Raw genomic sequence first — 6,670 nt, 5'->3', positions numbered from 1 at the left:
CGCCTACACGATGGGCCGGGCCGCCGAGATGCTCGGCACCACCCAGGGCTTCCTCCGAGCCGTCGGCGAAGCCCGCCTGATCACCCCGCTCCGCTCGGCGGGCGGTCACCGCCGGTACTCCCGCTACCAGCTGCGCATCGCCGCCCGCGCCCGGGAACTCGTCGACCAGGGCATCCCGATCGAGGCGGCCTGCCGCATCGTGATCCTCGAGGACCAGTTGGAAGAAGCGCAGCGGATCAACGCGGAGTACCGCCGTGCCGCCGGTTCGGTGAACCCACCGGCCTCGGCCTGACACCAACCGGCGTTCGCACTTGTCGCGGGTGTGTGAACCGGAGGTCCGTCCAGGTGCCCAGCCGTGGCGGGATGACGTCATGTTGATCCGTAAGGGCGATGCCGCGTAGGCGTCCCAAGGTCGTTCGTGCAGAGTGGTGGCGGCCACGATGGCAGTGTCCGGTCCTGAGGGTCCGCGGTGTCTGTGCGAACTGGTGCAGCGATCCGCCGGGTCGAAGACCATGAGATGTGGCCCAACGCGGTCGCGGATGCGCCCTCGCTTCGAGTGGGCCTTCAAGCGACCTGGCCGCTAGCTGGTGGTGGACCAGGATGCGTGAACACCGGCCGACCCGGCCTCGTGCCCTTCCCGGTGAGTGCCTGAGTCGCGGAGGCGGACGTCCACGGGTCAGGGAGGCACCGGGAGGCTTTCCGGGACGGCGGTGAGGTGCTTCAGCTGTCGGCCGCCCCTGCCAGCAGCAGCTCTGCCAGAGCCGTCCGCTCATGGTGCACCGAGCGGCCCGTGCGGGTGGTGGTGAGGAGGCCGGCGGCGCGCAAGGCCGAGGCGTGAGCGGAGGCCGTGGCGGTGCTGACGCCGATACGTCGCGCCAGCCCTGTGGTCGTGCGGGCTTCGTCCAAGGAGCGCAGCAGGGCGAGCCGGGTGCGTCCGAGGATGCGTGAGAGGTGCTCGTCCAGTGCGTGGTCTCCGTCCGGGAGGGGCGGCAGTGTCCGGCTCGCCGGGTAGGCGAACGCCACCGGACGGTCGGGCAGGTCTTGGATGAGCGGGCCGCTTCGCCAGTGAAAGGTGGGCCGCAGGATCAGCCCGCGTCCGCCGAGCCGGACCTCCCGTACGTCCTGGGCGCCGCCGGGCAGGGGCCACTCCCAGACCGCGTCACGCAGCCGCGACCCCGGCGTCAGGTCGGCCAGGGCGGCGCCGAGGCCCCGTGCGGCGACGGCCAGGGCGTGTCGGGTGAACGCCGCCCGGTGCAGGTGCTGGACCTGCGGCCACACCGGTGCGAGAACCGTCTCGTACGCCACCCGCTGTGCCCGCTCAAGCATCCGCCAGGCACCGGCGTCCCCACCATGCAGGGCGTGGATCCACGGCGGAGCCGGCCGTCGCGTGTACACCTGCTCGATTTCGGCCCGTACGAAGTCGGCACGGCTCGCTCTGACCAGGGCGACCCCCTCGTCGATCGTGTCGCCCAGAACGTCGAGGAAAGCAGGGGCCACCCCGTCCGGCACCAGGTCCGCGAGCGGCTCGACGGCCCTGGGCAGGCTCCGCAGCAGCCTGCTCCGCCAACGCCCGAACAGCAGCGGCTCGTGCGGGGAGCCCAGCATCATCAGGGCCGCGTGCAGCTCGGGCACGGGCGAGGGCCGCGGCGCGAACCGCACCCGGGCGAAATCGTCCGCCGTGAAATGGATCCGGATCATGCACATCCCCTGCCCCCGCGCCACCCTTTCGGACCCAGCCGCAGGCTTCGCCCCGGCCCGGCACCCGCCCCCAGGATGCCGTCCATGACCTCGTCCTTCCCTCCCGGCCGGCGCCTTTTCGCCAAGGGCGCCCTCGTCGGCGCCGCCGCCCTTCTTCTCGGGGCCGCCCCGGCCACCGCCGCCCGCGGTGCGGCCCCGCTCCTGCGACTACGCCTCCCGGCCCCCAGCGGGCGCTACCTGGTCGGAGCCGGCACCCTCCACCTCGCCGACCCCTCCCGCAACGACCCCTGGGACCCCGGGATCGGCGTACGCGAGCTCATGATCACCGTCCTGCGCCCGGCTGTCCCCGGCCACCGCTTCCCGCACCTTGCGCAGATGACGCCGGGCGCCGCCGAGTCCTTCGCCGACGTCGCCCACTGGATCCACGAGCCGCTTCCGCTGACGGGGGTCGACTGGGCGGCCACCCTCACCCACGCCCGGGCCGGTGCCCGGCCCCTGCCCGGCCGGCGCCCCGTGCTGCTCTACAGCCCGGGCGGCGGCGACGCCCGCGTGATGGGCAGCTCCCTCGCGGTCGACCTTGCCTCACACGGTTGGACGGTCATCACCGTGGACCACCCCGGAGACGCGAGCGAGGTGGAGTTCCCCGGCAAGGGGCCGGTCCGTGGACGGGTCCGGAAATCCGTACTGACCGGCCCGCCCGACGCGGCCACCTTCCGCACCATGATCGAAACCCGGGTCGCCGACCTCCGCTTCGTCCTCGACGCACTCCACCTCGACCGGGTCGGCGCCTACGGCCATTCCGCAGGCGGCACGGCGGTTGCGCAGGCGCTCCACGATGATCGGCGGATCACCGCCGCCGTGAACCTGGAGGGGTATCTCGACCAGGTGGACGGCGAACTCCTCTCGGTGGCCCGGCAGGCGACGCACCGGCCGCTGCTGCTGGCCGGCACGGACGGCTTCCGCAACGCCCGCCTGGAACGCTCCTGGGCGGCGCTTCTCGCCCATGGCGGCCCGGTCGTCCGGCGGCAGCTCGACGGCACCCACCATTGGGTCTTCACCGACTACGCGGCCCTCGTCCCCCAGCTCCAGCAAGCCGGCTTGACGACCGCCGCTGGGCGCGCCGCCATGATCGGTGGGGCCGACCCGCGCGTCAGCGTGCCCACCGTTCGCCACCTCGTGCGGTCGTTCTTCGCCCGTCACCTGCCGACGTAGCTCTGGATGGCGTCAGGCCAAGGGCCTGGTCTCCGGGTCCCCTTCTGCCGGCATACGGCGGCAGCGGGTGGTCGTGCCTGTCGGCCTCAGTGTGCAGCTGCAGCGCCGCACCGCTGCGGGCGGCCGCAGACGCGCCGGCCCGCCGGATTCCTGAGAGGGCTGGCGGTTCGTGTCGGTGCGGGGCATCCGGGACGCCCTGGATGTGGCCCTCGTCCGTCCGGAACTGGTCGCGGAGATCAGCGTCGGCACTGCCGTCGACCAGGGCGGCGCCTTCGGCACCCGGTCCGCTTCGAACGGTGGCGCCCGGACGTGACCGTGGACGAGGTGCCCCTGTTCAGTGGCGGCCCGAGCGCGGCCGCCGGCTGAAAAGTCTGGGTGAGCACCTGCGGTGAGGGGGAGGTGAGGCAGGTGCCCACGCGCGACGGCCGGAGCCGCTCACTGAGCCGGCCGCCGTCTCCAGCCTAGTCACATTCGGTCGCGCTTCGGAGGAGGTGAGGCGGTGTTCCTGCCGGGCTTCCTTGCCCGGGAGCGAGCCGCCGCACCGGACTGCGGGCACCTCCACGCGTCAGGCGCGGGGCAGCCATCCGGCGGCGAAGTCTGCAGCGTCCCGTGCGCGGCGGTTCCGCTCCTCGATGAGCCGGCGGAAGCCGGCCAGGGCGTACTGCTCCCCGGTGGCCGCGCCGGGCTCCGGCGGATACCGGCGACCTCGGCCATGCGCTGCTGGGGTTGGGGCTGCCGGCCGGTGACCAGGACCCTCAGGCCCAGGCGCTCCGCCCGCTGGTGCACGTCCGGGAGACGGAGCGGGCCGTCGGCGTCCATGATCGCGGCCCCGTGCCGGTCCACCAAGAGATCCCGCTCATCGGTGGTCATGTCGTCCGACGCTTGCCGGAGCGATTCGCCCGCGCCCTCGTCGAGTTCCCCGCCGGCCTCCGGCGAGGACCGGGGTGCGCAGTGCTGGAGGTCCGCAGTGATCAAGTGATTCTCCTGCTGGCCGCCGCAGGCCACGTGCCTGCGGTGCTTCCACCTGGTGTCGCCGCCCCCGGGCCGGTCAAGCCACGCTGAGTTGCGCGGCCGGTGGGGCCCGCGCCGTGGGCGGCTGAACGCAGCGAAGAGCTGGTAGGACGACAGCCCCTGCGGATCCCGGTGGGTCGGCAGGGGCTGATCGGCTGCGGTCTTGGCTGGAGGGTGGGCTCAGGCCTGGGTGCGCAGAGCCACTGTGCAGGGCTTGCTGCTCAGGCGGAAGCGGCGGGGCTTTCCTCCGCGGGCGCGGACTCCTGGGCGGGGGCGGACTCCTGCTCAGAGGTGGACTCCTGGGCGGGCGCGGAATCCTGCTCCGGGGCCGACTCGCGCTCGGGGGCGGATTCCGGGGCCGACTCGTCCTTGGGCGCGGTCTCGGGGGCCGACTCGTCCTTGGGCGCGGCCTCGGGGGTCTGGACCTTGTCCGGGTTTTCCTTGTCGACGACCACCGGGTCCGGCTTCGTCTCGGGCTTCGTCTCGGGCTTCGGGGCCGGGGCGGGCTTGTCAGGCTTGTGCTCGCAGTAGACCTTGCCCTGGTAGAACTTGCAGCCCGGCATGTTCTCCACGTCGCGGACCTTGTTCTTCTTGCCCTTGCCCTTGCTGTGCTTCTTGTTCTTGTTCTCCCACTTTTCCGGCCGGGGCGGCGAAAGCGCTGGTGGGGACCAGTGCGCCCCCTCCGACGATCGCGGCCGAGACGGCGTACAGGGCGAAACGCTGCTTCCGGGAGGTGGTGGTACGGAACATGAGAAGGGCTCCAGAGGAGAGGTGGGGGAAAGCCAGGTCCAGAGAACTCGGGGTGAAATGTCTGTTTTGTTCTCTGGTTAAAAGACTGGCTCCCGGACTTCATGAAGCTGTCCGCCGACTGTCACAGGCGCGTGACAGGGGCTGACGTCGGACGCCCGTGAGCGCGGATGAGGGCCAGGCTCTCGAACCGTCGCCGGTCAGCGCGGGAGGTCGCGGGTGCGGCCGGGAGCCGGCCTGGGGCTCCCCGGCCTCATTTCGTCGGCGGCCGGCCTCGGGGCCGTGGGAGCGCCGGCTGCTGCACCGATGCCCCCGGAGCGGTCCAGGGCCCATGATCCATTTCGGCGGCTTGTCCCTGACCACTGCACCTCGGCCGGCGTGAGAGCGCCGCCGAGGACCACGGCGGCCGTCCGTAGCCGTAGGCCGGGCCGGTCCCCCCAGTCAGTTCTGCAGGCAGTCCAGCTCCGCGCAGGGCGTGCGGTACTCCCGCGCCCATGTGTGCTCGTCGACGTTGCCGCCGCCGTACTGGGAGTTGCCGGGGTCGACGCCGTACTTCCAGACCCTGCGGATCACCTTCTTCACGGCCCTGGGCTTCTGGGGGGTGAGGCGCTCTACGGTGCGCATATTGTCGTCGTCGATGTCGGTGGTGACGCTCGCGGCGGTCGTGGCTGGTGCGGCGACGGCGGTGGAGGCGAGCGAGATTCCGCCGCCGGTCAGGAGGGTGGCGACCAAGAGGGGGACGATACGTCGGGCGCGGGTGGCGGTCATGGGCGGAAGACTCCTCAGGAGAGGTAGTGGAGTGCGGTGGGGCGGTTTCGCCTGGCCGTCGTCCTGCTGGCGTCCACCGTCACTCCATTGCGCCCCAGGACGGGTCCGCGGTCATGGCACGGAAAGTCGGGGCTTGACCCCCTGCCGGCCGTCCCGCTGTGGGCGGCCCGGACGGTCTGCAGCGGAGGCAGCTCCGGATGGTCGCGTACCGCACGCATCCGGGTCGGGTGGGTGCGCCTGCGCGCGGTACCTGCCGTGGGCTGGCTGTGGTGCGGTCTGCCGGGTGGGTAGACGGTGGCGATGCTGCGCGCGGCGGTCGGTTCCTGTGCGAGGTGCCTGCCGGTGTGCTGGCTCCGGGGTGGGCGCCCGCCTTCGGGGGTTGGGGGTGGGGTTGTGCCTGGACCGGTATCCCGGGCGGGTTGTGCGGTGGTCTGTTCCAGCGCGGGCGGGGTCGCCCGCCGTCCTTGCCTCTGAACTATGGCTGTTCTGCGGTGTATCCGGTTGCCGCTCTGGGTGTCGGTCTTGCGGTCTGTCCGGGTGCTGGTGGTGTGTCGGTGGTGTCGCTGTGGGGGTTGTCGGGTGTCGGGTTGTTGAGCGGCCCTGTGTGTGCGGCGGCGGGGTGTACGTGTGGAGCTGGTTTACGAGGGCGGTTCCGTGACGGGGCGTGCCCATCGTTTGGTGATGTGCGGCTCGGAGTGTGGTGCCGGCCAGGCTTGCAGCCGGATCTCCTCGGTGTCTTCGGGCTCGTCCTCGCAGTCGAGGTCGGGGAAGGCCGCTGTGGCGAGGCCGCGCCGGGAAGCCCGGATGCGGGTCCACCCGGTGGGCATGTCGAAGCGGGCTGCGGCGTCGATGTCGTCGGTGCAGCCGAGCACCACGAGTCGTCCCGAGGTCAGGTTGAGGCTTGCCTCGACGACGTGGTCGAAGTCGTCGCTGTCATCGTCGGGCTGGAACGTGAGGAGATGGACGGCAACTGCCACGGTGAAGTTGACGTCGGTGCCGATCGCCAGACCGCCTTCAGTAACTCCGAGTCCGTCCGACACTGTCTGCTCAGTCCACACATCGCTGAAGTCGGCGTCGGAGTCCTCGTCCAGGATGTGGATCTGGAAGTAGTCCGCGAAAAGTTCAAGTGTTGTCGCCACGGGGGCATCATCGCTGCTGCCCGGGGAGGGCAGTACGGCGGGAAGGTGTTCCTCGGACGAGGTCTGTGACCGGGTGACCCGAACATGAATGCTGG

At 71.6% G+C, this 6,670-nt stretch carries 7 protein-coding genes; 3 read left to right on the top strand and 4 right to left on the bottom strand.

The window, feature by feature from the left end; translation table 11 throughout:
- The coding region (locus IG86_RS0137865) for a MerR family transcriptional regulator (protein ID WP_030903066.1) at window positions 1–292 on the top strand (292 nt) is incomplete at its 5' end.
- A gap of 428 nt (window positions 293–720) precedes the next feature.
- Here the strand turns inward: IG86_RS0137865 and IG86_RS0137860 are convergent.
- On the bottom strand, window positions 721–1,698 hold the full coding sequence (locus IG86_RS0137860) for a helix-turn-helix domain-containing protein (RefSeq protein ID WP_030903065.1): 978 nt from the start codon (window positions 1,696–1,698) through the stop codon (window positions 721–723).
- 84 nt (window positions 1,699–1,782) lie between these two features.
- Here IG86_RS0137860 and IG86_RS0137855 point away from each other — a divergent pair, with 84 nt between their 5' ends.
- Both IG86_RS0137855 and IG86_RS43415 read left to right on the top strand, forming a co-directional pair.
- Window positions 1,783–2,910: an alpha/beta fold hydrolase gene (locus IG86_RS0137855; RefSeq protein ID WP_051785658.1), complete on the top strand. Its 1,128-nt coding sequence runs from the start codon at window positions 1,783–1,785 to the stop codon at window positions 2,908–2,910.
- A 175-nt stretch (window positions 2,911–3,085) separates the two neighbouring features.
- Window positions 3,086–3,223, top strand: coding sequence for a hypothetical protein (locus IG86_RS43415; protein ID WP_157854988.1), 138 nt, complete (start codon window positions 3,086–3,088; stop codon window positions 3,221–3,223).
- A gap of 919 nt (window positions 3,224–4,142) precedes the next feature.
- Here IG86_RS43415 and IG86_RS0137840 read toward each other — a convergent pair.
- The 3 genes from IG86_RS0137840 to IG86_RS0137830 all read right to left on the bottom strand — a co-directional run.
- Window positions 4,143–4,493, bottom strand: coding sequence for a hypothetical protein (locus IG86_RS0137840; RefSeq protein WP_030903061.1), 351 nt, complete (start codon window positions 4,491–4,493; stop codon window positions 4,143–4,145).
- A 616-nt stretch (window positions 4,494–5,109) separates the two neighbouring features.
- Window positions 5,110–5,436: a hypothetical protein gene (locus IG86_RS0137835; protein ID WP_030903058.1), complete on the bottom strand. Its 327-nt coding sequence runs from the start codon at window positions 5,434–5,436 to the stop codon at window positions 5,110–5,112.
- Between the two features lie 638 nt (window positions 5,437–6,074).
- The coding region (locus tag IG86_RS0137830; RefSeq protein ID WP_244306283.1) for a hypothetical protein at window positions 6,075–6,670 on the bottom strand (596 nt) is incomplete at its 5' end.

The organism is Streptomyces virginiae (assembly GCF_000720455.1).
In the GTDB taxonomy this organism is placed as follows: Bacteria; Actinomycetota; Actinomycetes; order Streptomycetales; family Streptomycetaceae; genus Streptomyces; species Streptomyces virginiae.
The sequence above is the reverse complement of the archived record's forward strand: the minus strand, read 5'-3'. Positions and strand labels throughout refer to the sequence as shown.